At 39.0% G+C, this 18,258-nt stretch carries 11 protein-coding genes; 1 reads left to right on the forward strand and 10 read right to left on the reverse strand.

What is annotated here, in order from left to right; translation table 11 throughout:
* Positions 1-39: 39 nt before the first annotated feature.
* Positions 40-2,073 (forward strand): molecular chaperone HtpG, encoded by a 2,034-nt coding sequence (gene htpG / locus BIV20_RS09145; protein ID WP_075720283.1) that lies wholly within the window; start codon positions 40-42, stop codon positions 2,071-2,073.
* Between the two features lie 50 nt (positions 2,074-2,123).
* Here the strand turns inward: htpG and BIV20_RS09150 are convergent, their stop codons facing one another.
* The 10 genes from BIV20_RS09150 to BIV20_RS09195 all read right to left on the reverse strand — a co-directional run bounded on the left by BIV20_RS09150 (position 2,124) and on the right by BIV20_RS09195 (position 18,227).
* A complete protein-coding gene (locus BIV20_RS09150; RefSeq protein WP_075720285.1) occupies positions 2,124-3,905 on the reverse strand; it encodes an ABC transporter ATP-binding protein in 1,782 nt (593 codons plus the stop codon).
* A complete protein-coding gene (locus tag BIV20_RS09155) occupies positions 3,902-5,704 on the reverse strand; it encodes an ABC transporter ATP-binding protein (protein ID WP_083655157.1) in 1,803 nt (600 codons plus the stop codon). The genes BIV20_RS09150 and BIV20_RS09155 overlap by 4 nt, the downstream gene beginning before the upstream one ends.
* A gap of 28 nt (positions 5,705-5,732) precedes the next feature.
* Positions 5,733-7,388: an RNA polymerase sigma factor gene (locus tag BIV20_RS09160; RefSeq protein ID WP_075720287.1), complete on the reverse strand. Its 1,656-nt coding sequence runs from the start codon at positions 7,386-7,388 to the stop codon at positions 5,733-5,735.
* A 122-nt stretch (positions 7,389-7,510) separates the two neighbouring features.
* The gene (locus tag BIV20_RS09165) at positions 7,511-8,500 is read right to left on the reverse strand and encodes a peptidylprolyl isomerase (RefSeq protein WP_075720289.1); all 990 of its coding nucleotides are present in this window, start codon (positions 8,498-8,500) and stop codon (positions 7,511-7,513) included.
* An 18-nt stretch (positions 8,501-8,518) separates the two neighbouring features.
* Positions 8,519-9,919, reverse strand: coding sequence for an NAD(P)/FAD-dependent oxidoreductase (locus BIV20_RS09170; RefSeq protein WP_075720291.1), 1,401 nt, complete (start codon positions 9,917-9,919; stop codon positions 8,519-8,521).
* A gap of 10 nt (positions 9,920-9,929) precedes the next feature.
* Entirely contained in the window at positions 9,930-10,193 is a 264-nt protein-coding gene (locus BIV20_RS09175; protein WP_075720293.1) for a glyoxalase, read from the reverse strand.
* A gap of 63 nt (positions 10,194-10,256) precedes the next feature.
* Positions 10,257-10,847, reverse strand: coding sequence for a Maf family protein (locus BIV20_RS09180; RefSeq protein ID WP_075720295.1), 591 nt, complete (start codon positions 10,845-10,847; stop codon positions 10,257-10,259).
* Positions 10,848-10,873: 26 nt separating this feature from the next.
* A complete protein-coding gene (gene addA / locus BIV20_RS09185; RefSeq protein ID WP_075720297.1) occupies positions 10,874-14,458 on the reverse strand; it encodes a helicase-exonuclease AddAB subunit AddA in 3,585 nt (1,194 codons plus the stop codon).
* Position 14,459: 1 nt separating this feature from the next.
* Positions 14,460-17,819: a helicase-exonuclease AddAB subunit AddB gene (gene addB, locus BIV20_RS09190; RefSeq protein WP_242939810.1), complete on the reverse strand. Its 3,360-nt coding sequence runs from the start codon at positions 17,817-17,819 to the stop codon at positions 14,460-14,462.
* 117 nt (positions 17,820-17,936) lie between these two features.
* The gene (locus BIV20_RS09195) at positions 17,937-18,227 is read right to left on the reverse strand and encodes a hypothetical protein (RefSeq protein ID WP_075720301.1); all 291 of its coding nucleotides are present in this window, start codon (positions 18,225-18,227) and stop codon (positions 17,937-17,939) included.
* Positions 18,228-18,258 lie beyond the last annotated feature (31 nt).

Consider the following 18,258-nt stretch of genomic DNA (forward strand, 5'->3'; position numbering starts at 1 on the left):
TCTTTCAGAGAGAAAAAAAGAAAAAAGGAGTGTTGACAAATGAGTAACAAACATGGAAGTCTTTCTATCAACAGTGACAATATTTTTCCTATTATAAAAAAATGGTTGTATTCCGACCACGATATTTTTTACCGTGAGTTAATCTCCAATGGTTGTGATGCTATCACCAAGTTAAAAAAATTAGATGTGATGGGTGAATATCAGCTCCCTGAGGATTATGAACCGAAGATTCAGGTTCTGGTAAATCCGGAAGAAAAGACCTTAAAATTCATCGATAACGGTATTGGTATGACCGCAGATGAAGTAGAAGAATATATCAATCAGATTGCATTTTCCGGCGCAACTGATTTCCTAGAAAAATACAAAGATAAAGCAAGTGATGAACAAATTATCGGTCATTTCGGTCTTGGCTTCTATTCTGCTTTTATGGTAGCTGACGAAGTACATATTGATACTCTTTCTTATAAAGATGGTGCTACACCGGTTCACTGGGAATGCGATGGCGGTACAGAATTCGATATGAAAGACGGCGACAAAGATGTTGTTGGTACTACTATTACTCTTTTCTTAAATGAAGACTGTCTGGAATTTGCCAATGAGTATCGCGCAAGAGAAGTTATTGAAAAATACTGCTCTTTCATGCCTACTCCAATCTTCTTAAAGAAGGAAAATGCAGAACCGGAATATGAAACCATTCCTGCTGATGAAGTAACAGAAAAAGATACTGTTATTGAAAATATTGTAGAAGAAGCAAAATACGAAGAAAAAGAGAACGAAGACGGAACCAAAGAACAGGTTGAAGTTTCTCCTCGTCAGGAAAAAGCAAAGATTGTGAAACGTCCGGTTGCTTTAAATGATACCAACCCACTTTGGACCAAACATCCAAACGAATGTACCGATGAGGATTACAAAACATTCTACCGCAAGGTATTCCAGGACTATAAAGAGCCACTGTTCTGGATTCACTTAAATATGGATTATCCGTTCAACCTGAAAGGTATTCTGTATTTCCCAAAAATCAATACAGAATATGATTCCATTGAAGGAACTATCAAGTTATACAACAATCAGGTATTCATTGCTGACAATATCAAAGAAGTCATTCCTGAATTCCTGATGCTGTTAAAGGGTGTTATTGACTGTCCTGATTTACCACTGAATGTATCCAGAAGTGCTCTACAGAACGATGGATTTGTAAAGAAGATTTCTGATTACATCACCAAGAAAGTAGCTGACAAGCTGAGCGGTATGTGTAAGACCGAAAAAGAAACTTACGAAAAATACTGGGATGACATCAGTCCATTTATCAAATTTGGTTGCTTAAAGGATGAGAAATTCTGTGACAAGATGAATGACTATATCCTCTTTAAGAATCTGGACAATAAGTACCTCACTCTTCCGGAATGCCTGAAGGTGGATGATGAAGAAACTGCAGATTCCGAAAACAAGGACGCAGAAAATACTGAAGAAAAAGATACCAGAAAGCCAATTTACTATGTAACAGATGTAAAACAGCAAGGTCAGTACATCAACATGTTCAAGGAACAAGGTATGGATGCCGTTATCTTAGAGCATAATATTGATACCTCTTTCATTACACAGTTAGAGCGTAGAAATGAAAAGATTAAATTCGTCCGTATCGACGCAGACGTAACTGACTCCATGAAGGAAGAAACTTCCGAAGAGGAATTAAAAGAAGCAAATGAAACCTTAACAGAGACCTTCCGCAAAGCATTAAATAACGAGGGCCTGAAGGTTTCCGTAGAAAAACTGAAAAATGCTTCTATCTCTTCTGTCATCACTCTTTCTGAAGAAGGACGCCGTATGCAGGATATGATGAAAATGTACGGTATGGCAGGCATGGACTTTGGTGCAAATGATGTTACCTTAACTTTGAATGCAAACAATGATTTAGTAAAATACATTCTGGAAAACAAGGATTCCGAACATGTTCCAATGTTCTGTGAACAGTTATATGACCTGGCTATGTTAAGTAACCAGCCATTATCTCCAGATGCTATGACTAAGTTCATTGCACGAAGCAACGACATTATGATGCTTCTGGCAAAATAATAATCAAAAAAGTTCGTAGACGCAAACTTGTCTACGAACTTTTTTCTTTCTTAAGCTTCTTCCAGCTTATAATTTTCTGCCTGTGAACGAAACAGTTTATAATACAGACTATCTGTTTTTTTCATAAGATTCTCATGAGTATCATAATCTGCCACTGTTCCACCATCGATAATCAATATCTTATCACAAAATACCGATGATGACATACGATGAGATATGTATATTGCTGTCTTATCTTCTACCAGATTGTTGAATTTCTCGTAAATCTCTGCCTCCGCAATAGGATCTAAGGCACTTGCCGGCTCATCCAGAATTACAAGCGAAGACTCTTTATACAATGCTCTTGCAATAGCAATCTTCTGTCCTTCTCCTCCGGACATTTCAATTCCGTTTTCGTCATATTCCTTTCCAAAACGGCTTTCTACCCCATCCTTTAAATTATTTATCTTATCTCGTAATCCTACTTCATCAATCAAATGTTCAATCTTTTCCCTATTCGCATTCTTCTCCTGGCAGGAAATATTTTCTGCAATGGTAAAATTAAACAAACGATAGTCTTGAAATACTGCAGCAATACATTTCATATAGGACATATAATCATAATCATAAATATTTTTTCCATTAATACGAATTGTGCCGCTATCCGCCTGATACATACGGCAGATTAACTTTACTAAGGTAGACTTTCCTGCACCATTTAATCCAACAATAGAAATCTTCTCTCCTCTTTTTTCGGAAAAAGAAACATCCTGAAGCACTGCCTTTTCTGCCTTAGGATAAGTGAAGGTCACATGGTCAAATTCAATGGTTTCTACCGGACCTTCAAACTTCTCTTTTCCACTTTCCATGGTTTCTTCTTCCAATGACATAAACTCCATATACGGATCCAAAAAGGCCAGACTCTGCATAATATTAATTACACTCTGCCCAAAATCCATTACAGAAGCTGAAAAATTAATTGCCGCCGATACATACATAGTAAGAGAACCTATGGAAATTTTCGGTCCAAACACCGTAGAAATGGTGCGCATTCCCACATATCCATAGGAAATAGCTGCAATTCCATCGTTAATAACACTTAATCCCCCTGATGTACTACCCATTTTTGTAAATATTTTTTCAAACAAATCACAAGTCTCATCTGTATATGTTCTTAATCGATTTTCAATCATTTCCTCCATATCATAAAGACGAATATCTTTCTGGCACTGCTTGTCCCATCCCAGATTCAGATAATACCCAAACCTACGATTGATAGGAATCAATTCCTGATTCATCTTGACAAAATATTTAGAAAGACCGGAGGAAATCAAAAGCATTGCCACGATTCCTACAGCAAGAATAATCAATAACACAGGACCAAGTGTTGCCATTATGGTAATCAATCCTGCCAACGTTACAAATCCACTGCATGCTTTTGAAACACCGGTAATCATATTTGCAACAGCATCCTGATTATTAATGGAGAATACAGCACGTTCTTTTAAATCCAGATAATAAGGATCTTCCAGATAGGAATACTCCAGATTCATAATCTTTTCTGCCATAATCTTATTCATGGTATATTTCACATATGTTTCCTTTTTCGTCATAATACATTTCCATGTATTAGAAAGTAATGTCATTCCCACATTATTTATTACAATAAGTGTTCCAAAGAAAATCAGAGTTTCGACTTCTTTTTCTCCCAATAATTCATCAATCAAATATTTTGGCAGAATTACATTTAAAAATAACTTTGCTCCATCGGTCAATGCAGATGCCAATAACAGAAAAATATATCCGGGAGACACCTTCCATACAAGTGTAAAAAAGTGCATTAATTTCTTCATACTGCTTCTGCCTCCTCCTGATAATATTTTCCCTGTACCGTAAACATCTCATAATAACTTCCATGACGTTCCATCAGTTCCTCATGGGTTCCATATTCTTTCAATCCATCACGGTCAAATAATGCAATTTTATCACAGAATCTGGTGCTTGCCAGACGATGTGAAATATATACCGCTGTTTTTCCTTCCACCAGACTACTAAAACTTTCGTATATCTCTGCTTCTGCCAACGCATCCAGCGCAGCCGTAGGTTCATCCATAATTACCATAGCTGCATTTTTATAAAGTCCTCTGGCAATGGACAGTTTCTGACGTTCTCCTCCGGAAAAATCCGTTCCATTTTCATCAATGACCTTAAGCATCATTTGATCCATACCTTTTTCAAATCCCTGTACTTTTTCCCAAAGGCCAACTTTATCTAACGCCTCTTTTACCCGTTCTTCATCGACACCTTCTGACTTACATGCTACATTTTCCCGAATGGTAAATGCCAGAATATTAACATCCTGAAATACTGCTGAATACAAGTCATACAAATCTCTTTTTCCATATTCCTTTATATCTATACCATTAATATAAATATGACCTTCTGTCGGTTCAAACAAGCCTGTCATCAGTTTTACTAAAGTTGACTTACCTGCACCATTGATTCCTACAATTGCAAGACGTTCTCCCTTATGTATTGTAAAATTCAAATCCGTAAATATATTATTTTCTGTATTTGGGTAACGGAAACTTACGTGTTCAAATACGATTTCCAACGTTCCTTCCGGCTTTGGCGCGCTTCCTCCGTTTTCTGTTAATGGTTCATCCATAAGTCGGAAAAAGTCTCCTACATATTGTCCCTGATTGATGATAAAAGTAATATCTTCTCCAAAATCAAGCATAGATGCCATTAAACTGGTAATTGCAGAAATATACATGGTAAACGAACTAATTGGCATTCCTTGATACGCCTGCTGAATTAATATTCCATACATCACCACATTGGTAAGCAGCAACGTAACTATTCCTGCTATTCCAAGCAAATATTCTCTTCCGGCAATTTTTCCTTTTAATACTGTCAATGCCTTAATTTCATCCTGATAATTCTTTAAAATACGATCCCGAAAATTGTAAATACGTATATCCTTTCCAAAAGAAAAGTCATGCGTAGTTTTATAGTAATAATTAATTTTTCTAGATGCCTTTGCTTCTTCTTCTTTTTTAGAATAACTGTAATTGTGACTCATGCGAGACACCCACATGGTTACAAATACATGAATCACCAATACCAGTAAAATCCATGGATTTAAAGTTCCTGCCAATAGAAACATTCCAATAATCGTAATCAGCTTCGCCGGCAATTGAAATAACCGGTTGGACATTCCTTCAATTCCCTCGTTATTATTATTTCCCGCATTTAATGCTTTTTCATTTTTTTCAAAAAACTTAGAGTCCTCTGCATACTTATAATCCATGGTTGTCAGCTTACGAAAAGTATCTCCCAAATAATGTATACGAATTCTCATATTATGCACGGAAATAACTTGTCTAAAATAACTGACTAAAAATCCTAAGATACCGGCTACTACAAAATACCCAGCCATCGCTAACAACAAATTTTTTCCTGCAGCATCCTTTTCCTTCTCTAAGATTCCAATCGCTATTTTCGGTAAAAATACCGCCAAAAACGGATAAATTGCCGCTGCAATGGTAAACACAGCAATCCTTCCAAACTGCTTTTTATCTCTTTTCCCCATATTTACAAGCAAACGCTTTATCACGGGAAAAGTCTTGTACTTCTTTTCTTCTTTCATAAATTCCTCCTGATTTTTTATTTGCAATCTATTCTTCTATGATAAGAATGGTTCCTTCATTCCCATTTGGTACCGGCTCACTTAAAACACCGGATTTCATTCCTTCTTCGATTAACATTCCAATCATCTGCGCGCCAACCATAGCTACCATCATTTTATAATCAGAAAGCAAATGTTTTGGCACAATTTTCTTTATCTTTTTTGCAAGATTTCTGTGTGCTTCTTCCAAGATTGCCTCATTCTTTCCTATAAATTTCTCGGCAATCTTCTTCATTTGTTCATGGGTCTTCTTTGGCACCGTTACAATGCCGGGATATAATATATCATCCTTTCTCACCAAATACCCATCGGCAATTGCCTTCGCCGCATGCTCTTTTTCTTTTTCTGTAAGACTTTTCACCGGAAGACCTTTTGCTGCCCGTATGGTCAGAAGTAACTTTTGATTCATTGCAATATTTTCTCCACAATGAAACTTTGCTTTCACACGTTTCCCATAAATATTTAGAAAATTTACTTTCTGATAACCACAAACATTTCGCGCCTCAATTTCATCTGATCCATAAAGCAATCCTTGCATCTCTTCTTCCTCTCGTTTTCGTTTCGATGCAATTCCCATAGCAATATACGATTTGTTTTCAACGATAACATCCTGAAAAAATTCTTTTTCCATTATATCAATATACTTCTGTTGCATGATTTGCACTACAAACCAGGTAATCATCGTCCAAAAAATATACGGCAGTTCAAATTTTTGTCCCCAATATTCTAGTTTTAAAATCTCTTCTCCATGTACCTTTAAAAAATCTTTTAGCTGCCCTGCCATCTTGTTAATTTCGTGTTCCACACTATTTAATATTTCCTGTGCTTCTTCTTCCTTCAAAACTATAATGTTTGATATGTATTGGTCTTTTCCAACTTTTTTCACCAACCCATATGTACCATTTTCCCCTTTACAAAGAATTTCCAGTTCATCCTCTATATAGACCAAAGGCACTCCTAATTTTTTTGCAAAATCCATCGGACGGCATTCCTTTTTCCTGCACAAATACAGCACCATCTGGGATAACACGCGTTCTGCCTTTGAAGAAGGATCATTTCCTACAGGGTTCCCGGTTCCCTCAAAATTAATATAAACAGGTTTTAATAATACCGGCATTTCGTTTTCCTCTCTTTGTTCTATTTCACTCTTTATGGTATTTCTGGCTGCAAACAATCTTTGTTTTACGGTAGTCTCTGAAATTCCAAGGTTTTCTGCAATCTCAGAAATCTTCTTTTCCTCCAGATAATACTGAACCATTACCTCCCGGTATATCTTTCCCAGAAAGGCAATCCGGCGTATAATATCTTCCATCTGTTCCTTTTCCTGATTATCTGTCAGATACTCTTCCACCGGATTCACCTGAATCAGCGGAAGTTGTTCAAATTCCTCCTGAGTTACAACCAGCGTCTGCTGCTTTCTTCTTTTCTCACAGAAATCCGCATAAACATTGTGAGCCACCCTCCAACAAAAAGGCTCAAACTTTTCAATTTTGCTACCTCGTTGGATAGACTTCACCAGTTGTACCATAATCTCTGAGCACAAATCCTCTGCCTCATGATGATTCTGACATCTGGCATAGGAAAATCCATAGAGTTTTTCCAGTAATTCCTGATTTAACCTCTCTAATAATTCTTTCGTATGCATACTTTTTCTTCCTAAAAATATTTTTCACACTTATATAGTCGGTATTTTTTCCAATTGGTTAGGTGAAATATAAAAAAAGATGAAAAAATGTTTGCATCCTCGCATTTTTCCACCTTTTTTTACTACCAGTTGCAATATTTTTCGTAAGTTTTAAAGAAACTATCTGTGGTAATCTCTTTATCCGTTTCTATCTCTACTTCTTCCCAGACTTCTTCATTGAACTCAGCAGGAAGTTCCTCTAAAAACTCACTATAGACATCATCAAATGCTTCTTTTCTCCGCTGTTCCAAAATCACAGATTTATTAGCATCTGTCAATTCCTGATTATAGTTATTGATACATTTAATGAAATACCAACCATTATCTGCTGCAATTTTTCCGCTTATCTGTTCGTTTTCCAAGGAAAATACTACTTCTTCCACTTCCTTTGGCACATCATTTCTTCCGAAAGCGACTTCTATCTCAGAAGCCTCATTGTAAGTCCCCGCCAGAGACATAAAATCGACTCCACTATTAATCTGATTTTGAATTTCATTTGCCTTATTCTCATCTGTAACATAAATCCGGGCGGCTTCCATCACTCTCGCATCATCATCACTAACCTCTGCATTAACGTCTCCTGTCAGAAAAGTATACAGCTTATTTGCCAGACCATATCGACTATACAATTTTTCAATATCGCTTTCTGACACATGCATGTATTCCTTTTCGGTATCATTCAAAGAATCATAGTAAGCCTTCGCTGCTTCTTTTACTTTTGACTGCTCCTCTTCCGTTAAAGAAATCTCCTTTTCTGCTGCCAGAAAATCCATTGCCATAATCTGCGCAAGCTGGGATACTGTAATATCCTTTACATAGCTCTCTAACTCATTATTTTTAAACTTATGCTTCCAAAGGTTCACGCCATACATATTTGCATAAATATTCTGATAGTTTGCAAGAAATACTCTTGCCTCAGACAGCGTACACACTTCATCCTTTATCTTAAATACTTCATTTCCACTAAAACCGGAATTTACCACAACCTCAGTATTTCCCAGCTTACAACCGCTGACTGTCATACTCATAAGAAGTACTACCGCCAATGCTCTTGCTTTGTTCTTTCTTCTCATTCGCCTCTCCCGTTTCTTTTACTTTTCCATTTTTGCCAAAATACTTCTTGCCACACTGATTCCATTAGCAGATGCCTGCTGCAGACCTCTCGTAACAGAAGCTCCATCTCCAATGGCACGCAGTCCTTTTACATTTGTTTCAAAGTCTTTGTTTACCACTACTTTGTTTGAATAAAATTTCACTTCCACTCCATACAGCAAGGTCTCATCACTGGCAATTCCCGGTGTCACCTTATCCAGTGCCATAATCATCTCTTCAATATCTACCATAATACGATGTGGAAATACCAAAGATAAGTCTCCCGGTACTGCATCTTTCAATGTAGGAATTAAATTATTCCGGCAAAGACGTTCTTCTGTGGTTCTTCTTCCTCTTCGAAAATCTCCAAAAGTTTGCACCAGTATTTTTCCATCACAAAGCATGTTAGACAACTGTGCAATCTGTTTTCCATACTCAATCGGCGTCTTAAATGGTTTTGTAAAATTCTTGGATACCAATAATGCAAAATTGGTATTATTGGTCTTTAAATCCTGTGACTTGTACGCGTGACCATTTACCACTGCAAGACCGTTGTCATAATATTCAGTCGCCACCTCACCGGACGGATTCGTACAAAAGGTTCTAACTTTATCATCAAAAGTAGGCGTATGATAAACCAACTTGGCTTCATACAAATTCTTATTTAGAAATTCCATAATTTCATCACGGACTTCTACTCTTACTCCAATGTCCACCGTTCCTACCTTTGTTTCAATCTCATTTTCTTTACATACATGGCTGAACCAGTCAGCACCTTCTCGGCCTACCGCACAAATAACCTCGTTTGCAAAATAAGTTTCACCCTGTTCTGTAATAACGCCTTTTGCTTCTCCATTTTCAACTATTAGCCGCTGCACCATAGTACGAAACTTCATCTCTACTCCATGCTCTAACAAATATTCCTGTAAACGGCTGTATATTTTATAGCCCTCTTCTGTACCAAGATGACGAATAGGACATTCTATCAGTTTTAAATTCGCATTGATGGCTTTTCTACGGATTTCACGAATTTCCGTTTCCTTATCCACACCATAGACCTTAGCATCTGCACCAAACTTCAGATAAATATCGTCCGACTCATGAATCAAATCCACCGTTTCTTCATATCCTAAAATCTCAGGCAGATTTCCTCCCACATCCGGGGAAAGGGAAAGTTTTCCATCCGAAAATGCTCCTGCCCCAGCAAATCCTGTTGTAATAGAACACGGTTGACATCCCACGCATACCTTAGTCTTACGCTTCGGACATTGACGTTCTTCTATTCTTCTCCCCTTTTCTATCATCAAAACCTTTAAATCCGGTTTTTTATTCATGAGCTCATAAGCGCAGAAAATTCCGGACGGACCTGCACCTACAATAATAATGTCATATTCTCTCATAGCGATTCTCCTATCCTTCGACTACCAGAAATCTGCCATCCGGCAGAGCAAATACCTCCGCAGCTTCTTTCAGCTCCTCATTGCTCAGCTCTCCAATATCGGCTCCTTCATCTTCAAAAAAAGCTCTGACTTCCTTTATATTTTTACATACTACTGCCATGCAGTCTTCTAAAAACTCTTCTGCCTCTTCTATATCTTCCAAAATATTCTTTCCAAAAAGCTGTGATTGATGCTCAAAAAAATACGTTACACATTCTTTATCGTATTGGTTCATGAGAAAACCTCCTCTTAACATTCATTCTCAATTGCATTCGCTCATTCTATGATAGTATGAATTCTATAAAATTTCAATGCCTGATTTTACCAGATTCTGGTACACCAATGCTACCGGGAGTCCTACTACATTATTATAGTCTCCCGTAATCTTTTCTATATAAATGGCACACTTGCCCTGAATCCCATAGGCTCCTGCCTTATCCATAGGCTCTCCGGTTGCCACATATGCCTGAATCTGCTGTTCTGTCATTTGATACATCGTTACCTTTGTTTCTGCGAAAAAAGACTGTTTTTCACTTTTCCCGTTCCTTTTTATGATAAGTGTCACTCCGGTGAATACACTATGGGTATTACCGGAAAGCATCTGAAGCATTCTGACCGCATCTGCTTCATCCTTCGGCTTTCCAAGAATCTTATTTTCATATGCCACTACTGTATCTGCACCTAAAATCACAATCTCCGATTCTTCCTCATAATGCCCAGCCACTTCTTCCGCCTTTTGAGCAGAAAGCTCCATCACTACCTGCTCCGGTATAGTGCTTGTAATAACCTCTTCTCCCTTTGCCGGAAGTATTTCAAATTCTGCTCCAATCTGTTCTAATAATTCTTTTCTCCGGGGCGAACCGGAGGCTAAAATCAATCTGCTCTTCATCTGTTCAATCCTCTATACTTTATTTTTTATAACTCCACTACCTGATTGAGACAAAAAGAATATAACAACTGTTCCTTCACTCGTTTTCCGGTAGCTCTTTCTATAGCACACTTATATAACTCAATTTGTGCCCGATATCGTTCTGCCAGTTCTTGCCCTGTTTTGACTCTGTCTGTCTTATAATCCAGTAACACCATTTCACCATCTTCTTCAAAAAATACGTCGATGATTCCCTGAATCAGTACCATTTCTTCACTTTCAGAATGCTCTAGCACATCCTTTGCTGTTTCTCCCATAACAAAAGGCTTCTCCCGGTAAAGTTTCCCATTCTTTGCTGCCTGCTGCATCCGTTTTGCCAAAGTACTTTCCAAAAAGGTACGCAAGGTCTTTTTATTTACCAACTCTATCATTTCCGCCTCTACCAGTTTTTCCGCCTGCATCTGTTCCAACTGGTTCTCTAATTCTACGGATTCTTTCGTAAAATCATAGCACTCCAGAATTCTATGCATAGCGGTTCCTCGTTTTGCACCTTGATTTTCCTCTTGAATCCCTTCCATAAAAGCAGGTATATAATGCTCCATTTCTTGCTCTGTTATGTTTTTATGCTCAGTGTCCATGGTCTCTTCTGCCATAATTCTATCCAGTGCCCGGTGCTTAATCTCAGACACGGAAACCTTTGTCTTCATATCCTCCTCTTCTTCAAAGGGATACTGATAAGAAAGTCGTTTTTCTATCTGCTCTGCCTGAATCTCATCCCGCTGCTGCAACTTTGTCAATACTTCCAACTGACTTAAGGTTTCTTTTACTGTCTGCTGCTGTTCCTGCTGCTCTAATTCCTGTTGTTTTAAAATAGTGATGGGATATTTCTCCCCATAACACAGAAATGCCGGCAATAAAAAACCGAAAAAGGTATTTGTCCCAAGTCTGGTCAAAAAGCTTAAGAATCCATCCTCCATAACCGCTGGTATCATACCCGAAATCTTTTCTTCCGCCTTCTTCATGGTTCCGGTCAGTATCAGTTTTTCCTTGGCACGAGTCATTGCTACATAAAGAACACGCAGTTCTTCTCCGGTATTCTCCATTCCCGTCTTTCTTGCCAAGAACTGTCTTGTAATACCGGGTGTCTTCACTCTCCGCTCTACATCCAGATAATCCATGCCAATTCCAAGCTGCGGATGAAGCACTACCTTTTCCCTAATATCTTGTGTGTTGAACATTTTTCCCAAACCGGACACAAATACCACCGGGAATTCCAATCCTTTACTCTTATGAATACTCATAATCTGTACCATGTTTTCCTGCTCACTGGTATCTGCCAAAGCAAAATCCACATCATACTTCTGTAACTGTTCCATGTATCGAATAAAATGAAACAATCCCCGATAGCTGGTATTTTCATAAGCAATGGCTTTTTCAATTAACATCTCCAGATTCGCCTTTTTCACTTCTCCCCCTGGTAAAGCATAGACATATGCCATATATCCTGTTTCTTCTAATATCTGATAAAGAAGTTCATGGATAGGGGTATAACTGATTTTCCACCGATACTTTTCCATGATTTCCAGAAAATACGCCAATTTCTCCTGCTTTTCAATCGGAAACGCCGTCTGTTGTATCGCTTCCGTCTCATGATACTGTAACACTGCTTCATAGAACTTTTTGTCCGGAAATTCTGTTCGTATTATAGCCAACTCTTCTCCGGTAAGCCCTACAATCGGGGAGGTCAATACTGCTGCCATAGGAATATCCTGTCTTGGATTATCCAATACCCGCAATAAATTCAACGCTGTCTGTACTTCCATCGCGGAAAAATATCCTGTTCCGGTAGTTGCTTTTGCAGGAATTCCCATTTCTCCCAGTATTTTCACAAAAGTATCAGACCATCCCGTAAGACTACGCAGTAAAATTACCATATCGGAATACTTCGCCTTGCGTAAGTTTCCTGTTTCTTTATCTGTAACCAATTGATGCTCCAAAAACTGTTTTATTTTATTTCCAACTGCTTTTGCTTCCAGCTCCCGCTCTTTGATGTCCTGATTCTCTCCATCCGGTTCTACAACCAGAAGTTCGGTATCAAACATTCCATCTTCCGCCTCCGGAAACTCTGCTCCGGTATACAATGCCGCCTGCTTATCATATGTGATATTTCCAATATCTGTCTTCATAATTTTGTAGAATACGTCATTAACTGTTTCTAAGACCTGAGGACGGCTTCGGAAATTCATATGCAAGTCAATTTTCTGATTTTCACTATCTGTTGTCGTATATGTATTATACTTTTCCATGAAAAGCTCCGGTCTTGCCATACGAAATCGATAAATGCTCTGCTTTACGTCTCCTACCATAAACATGTTACTGCGGTTCTGTGCCTCTCCCGACACTGCCTTTAATATGGTCTCCTGCACATAATTGGAATCCTGATATTCGTCTATCATGATTTCCTCATAATTTTTTTGCAATTCTACTGCAGTTTTGCTGGGTTCCTTTGTCTCCTTATCTACCAGAATCTCCAATGCAAAATGCTCTAAATCATTAAAGTCCAGCATATTCTTTTCCCGCTTTTTTTCGGAAAAAGCCTTCTGAAAGGCAAGCGTCACTTCCACTAACATCGCTACAATAGGCGCATTTTTTTCAAGTTCTTCTATCATAATCTCCGGTGCCTGAAAGAAAAACTGTTCTGTAATTTTCTTTATAGACGCTTTTACTTCGTTTCGCAGTTTTTGCACCTGATCCTTTTTCATTGGATCACCGTCAAATTTTCTGGCCCCCGGAAGACGTCCAAAGGAAAATCCACGAATTGCTTCGTAATACTGCTCATAGGTACTGCATGATGCAATCTGCCCCATTGCCGCCGCTTCCTGCTCCAACAAAGAAGTATACATCTGTGGACCATCTATTTCCATACTGATATTTCTGCACTTCTCCATCTGATATTTCCACTGGTTAGACAGTTCACTTAAGTAAGCTTCCAACTCCTTTGCCATCGGAAGCTCTTCAAATTCTGTAAAATTTTTCACCTGATAAGGCGCCTTACAATCCTCTAACCACTGCTCTACCCATGGATAACTCATGGCAAATTCATAGAGTTTTAAAATAGCTTCTTTTAAGGGTTCGTCTGTTTTTCCTGTGGCAATGGTTTCGGAAAGTGCCAAAAATTCCGGCTGTGCCTTTTCATAATATTCTTCTAATACACCATCTAATACATCACTTTTTAAAAGTTTGAGTTCTCCTTCCTCTGCCACCCGAAAGTCCGGGTCCAACTCAATCCGATGAAAATAGTTGCGGATAACATAAAGACAAAAGCTGTGAATCGTAGTAATCTGGGCATTGTGAAGCAATGTCTGCTGCTTTTGCAGATGTACATTTTCCGGTTCCTGCTCTAATGCTTTTTCAATGGCTGCTCCAATACGTTCCCGCATTTCTGCTGCGGCTGCATTGGTAAAGGTCACAATTAAAAGACGATCAATATCAACCGGATGATTTTTATCCATAATTTTCTGAATAATTCGTTCCACCAATACAGCGGTCTTACCGGAACCTGCTGCCGCAGATACAAGAAGATTTCTGTCTCTTAAGTCAATGACCTGTTGCTGTTCTGTTGTCCACTTCATCTTATATCTCCTCTCGCATTCGTTCTAAAATCTCATCCTGATCCTTGATATTCTCAAGCTTTCGGTATTCCCTTCCCGGCATGCCTGCTTCAAATCCACATACACCGGAATAAGGACAGTAATCACATCCTGTCTTATCTCCTAACTGATATGGATTCGTCTCAATATTACCGTCAAAAATCTTCTGTCCAATATCGCGTATTTTGTGATTCACAAAGTTAGAAAGCACCTGAAATTCTTCCTTTTCCGCCTTCTGTGACTTCTTGCTGACACTATCGTCTGCCTCTTCTGTAGTAACCCCTTTTAGCTTCAACTCTTCTAAAATCTTTTCCTTAATTTCTTCCTCGGTCTGGTTGTGGTTTCCCTCTACCACCGGATCATCCACATGATAATAATACATACCTCCCGGAACTACTTCCTTATCGGGATATTTCTTTTTCAGCAACTCTAACGCTGAATTCATATATACTACCAACTGTAACTGCAAACCATGATATAGGGATAACAACTGAAAATCCCGGTTTCCTGACTTATAATCCACTACCTTTACATAGACCTGATTGTCTGTCTTTTTCGTATCGATACGGTCAATTCTTCCCCGAAGCCGCATCTTTTCCTCTTCATTTAGAGAAAAGTTCACTGCCTGTAAATCCTCTGCAAAGGAAAAGGAAATCTCATATCCTTCCGGTGAGAAATGACTGGTCTCAATCTGATTTGCAATGGTCTCTATGGTTCGTTTTAGTATTCTTCGAATCCGTTCCACCAAATACGCAGTTCTGGCATCATTTAATAACACAGTATCAGCTACCACACTAAGTGTTTCCTCTACTGCCTGTTGTATGAGTGTTTCCTGCTCTTTCTTTGGCACATCAAACCAATGGTAACCTGCCTTTTCCATGGCAACCGAATACCGCTGTAATGCTTCGTGGAACATACTTCCCATGTCCACTGCCGCAAATTCACCCAAGTTTCGTTCCTCTAGTTTCAAACCATATTGCAAAAAATGACTATACGCACAAGTACTAAATTGCTCCAGTCTTGTGACACTGTTTTCTAAGACCTTGCCATACAAAGCGCGTGTAATGTCCTTTCCCATGAAAACCGGTCGATACTGATAAAATGCTGCAGTCAAAAAATCTGCAGTCTTATGATTCCATCCTTCTCTGGCAGCGTACCACTGATACAGTTCCTTCCACTCCGGCAAAACGTCACCATTCTTTGCCAAGCGAAGTCCCTCTACAAAAAAGTCAATGCTACTCTCTGGTGTTACAATCTGCTCCATTCCGGTGGTCTCTTCCACCTTTACCGGTGCTACCTTTGGAAACATCTTTCTTAAAATTCCTACCAGATAGGACTTTCTGGTCTCTTTTCCCTCTTGGCTCACCCGAAACCACGTAATATACAACTTCTTTGAAGGCTTCGTCAGATTCAGATACAAATAAAACTTCTGAATAAAGCTGCGTTCCCGGTCTGTAGGTGCCAATTCCATTTCATTCTGTGCAAACCATTCCCGGTCGGACTGTGAGATAATTCCACCATGCTCAGATGCCTTAGGTATCATTCCGTCATTTACTCCTGCCAAAAACAGTACCTTCACATCAGACAAACGGCTTCTTTCGATATCACCAAATATCACCCTGTCATAGCCCGGTGGTATGATTCCTACTGCTGCTGCTTCCAGTCCTGCTTCCAGAATCTCACGATACTCCCGCAAGGATAACTGTTCTTCTCCCAACAGTTCTACCATCTTATCCAACAAATCCATGACAATACGATAAATCTGTACATATTCCTTTGCCAGCGCTGTTTCGCCTTCTTCTTCAAAACGTTTGCTGTAATCCTGTAATTGTTCCTCTATCTGAAGATTTACCATAAACTGATAAAATGCTTTTGACTTCTCTGTTACATCTGATTTTTTTAAAAATACTTCTCGCATAGGCGCAAACTGCCCTACCAGACGTTCCCGCAAAGCATTTACCTGCTCCAATTCCTCCTCATTATTGGTACCTGCCCGACGTACCCATTTTCGCTGCCACTTGCTGAATCCGCGAATACCGCCTGCCAACAGATAGTTTTCCGATAAATCGGTCTCTTCCAATGTAAAACCGGACAATCCACTCCTTAAATATCCAATGACAGCTTCATAGGAAAAGTCTTGTTCCATAACCAGCAATGCTCGCTTTAAGAACTCTGTCATAGGATGAAATACAATATTTTTCTTGGTATCTAAGAATACAGGAATATCATATTTATCAAAAATCTCCCGTACATAGTTCCCATACATCTCCACATCACCGCAGACTACAGCAATATCCTTATAGCGGTATCCATCTTCTCGCACCAACCGCTTGATTTCTCTTGCAATAAATTGAAGCTCCTGTCTTGGATTCAACAATGAAAACATGGAAATATCAGTTGTCTCTTTGACATAGGACACAGGCTTCTGCCGGAACAGATTCTGCTCTAACCACAGCAATGCCTCAGAATCCCCAAATCTGGTCTTTTTCCCATGATGTGTCCAATAGGGCTCCAAAACCTCTGTATGCGTCCGTTCTGCAATCTTCATCAACGTCTCTACTGTCTTTTTTGTCATATAAAATAAATCCTGAATTCCATCACACTGATAAGGATTCTCCCGTTCATCCAAGGATGCTGTCACCAGAATCTCATCGGTTATTTTCATCAATTCTTCCAGCAAATAATACTGCACCGGAGTGAATCCGGTAAATCCATCTAGCACCATAACAGAGTTTTTCAGAATCTTGGATCTATGTGCCTCTTCTGCCAATACTTCCAACAATTCTTCTGCTGTAATAAATCTATCCTTCAAAAAATCCTGAAATCCCTGATACATGGTCTGAATATCTGCAATTTTGTACCGAAATAACGGAGATTGCCGCTCGTCATCCACAAAAACATCCAAACGCTCCGGCAAAACCCGATATTGCGTCAGTTCGGAAATAACAGACTTCACCTCTGTGATATACCCGGTCTTTTTCATACTTGCCTTAATCAGCTTCAAATGTTCTTGCTGTTCCTCTGCCACACGGCGCAATACCAGATTCTTTCCGGTCTCTTCTAACACCTTCATGCTGCCCAGACCAAGTTCATCAAAAATTCGATACGCCAGACGATTAAAACTTACCACATCCACGTTCATAATACTGTGATTCTCTTGACGTTTTACTAATTCACGTTGCGTTTGCATAGTAAACTGCTCCGGAACAACTACAAAAAACATCCTATCCGGCTCATTTTTCGCCTGCGCCAATACTCTCTCATATACATAACTGGACTTTCCACTACCGGAACCTCCAAAAATCATCTGCAATGCCATTGAGTTCAACCTCTTTCTGCTCATATACTAGCTCTTAGTATAACATAATCTTGCTTTTCTTGCATAGAGCATCCACGCAAACAAAAAAGTAGAAAATACGATTCTATCGCATTTTCTACTTTTTTTCCTAATCACACTCTTCTACAATTTCTGAAATCGTTCTGCGAACTTATCTGAACCACACACATGGCGTTCGTCATCTCTCTCTGTGATAACGTAGTCCCCTTCTCTAATAAAAATAAGACCCCGGCGATTCTGAACAAACGGGCATACCACCACACCATCTTCCCGTTCTACTTTCACTAGTTTATCCGTTACAATCCAGCCGTTGGTAACAATAGATGACCATGGCATAAACCCATCCTCAATTCCTTTGCCGAGTTCATATTGCACAGCCTCTACTTCGAAGGAACTTCTCTGATATTTTCCCATAAAAAACACCTGCCTTCCTGTATGCATAATA

It is taken from the genome of Roseburia sp. 499 (assembly GCF_001940225.2).
Lineage (GTDB): Bacteria > Bacillota > Clostridia > Lachnospirales > Lachnospiraceae > Petralouisia.